The organism is Symbiopectobacterium sp. (assembly GCF_051710365.1).
GTDB lineage: Bacteria > Pseudomonadota > Gammaproteobacteria > Enterobacterales > Enterobacteriaceae > Symbiopectobacterium.
On the sequence record NZ_JBPETA010000408.1, the window covers coordinates 1 to 569 of the forward strand.

General features: G+C 42.4%; 1 protein-coding gene. It reads left to right on the forward strand.

The window, feature by feature from the left end; all coding sequences use genetic code 11:
- Positions 1-122: 122 nt before the first annotated feature.
- Positions 123-383 (forward strand): sigma-S stabilization anti-adapter protein IraP, encoded by a 261-nt coding sequence (locus ACTBDZ_RS18360; protein WP_438816338.1) that lies wholly within the window; start codon positions 123-125, stop codon positions 381-383.
- The last annotated feature ends 186 nt before the right edge of the window (positions 384-569 follow it).

Below are 569 nucleotides of genomic sequence, written 5' to 3' on the forward strand. Positions count from 1 at the left end.
GTTCAGTATTGGTGACAGACCACCACAAGTATCCAACCTCAATTCTGTTCACAAGACCATCGTTGATGTTCTCGGCGAGCGATACCGTCGAATTTATTCTTAAAGTAGGTGCGGAATGACGGATGAATACTCTTCTTTCTCAATTACTTATCAAACTGGCGCAAAAGGAGGCAGATGAGAAGCGGCTTCAGACTCGCGTCTCATCTCTTGAAATGCTGGTATCTGCGGTTATTTCCACAATGGATGATCATAAATTGATCAAATTGAAGGGTGAGATTGATCTCCTTGTAAGGCGAGAAACGATGCCTGTCGATGAAAGAGACGATGTGTATCTGCTTCTGAAAAATATCAGTGGAATGGCATCTATCCATTCGCACGAGTGATCGAACGGCTCTATAGCATCATCTATTTGCTAAATGAAAGATTGTTTCACATTTTATCTTTAATCCGTCATTCCGCACCTACTTTAAGAATAAATTCGACGGTATCGCTCGCCGAGAACATCAACGATGGTCTTGTGAACAGAATTGAGGTTGGATACTTGTGGTGGTCTGTCACCAATACTGAAC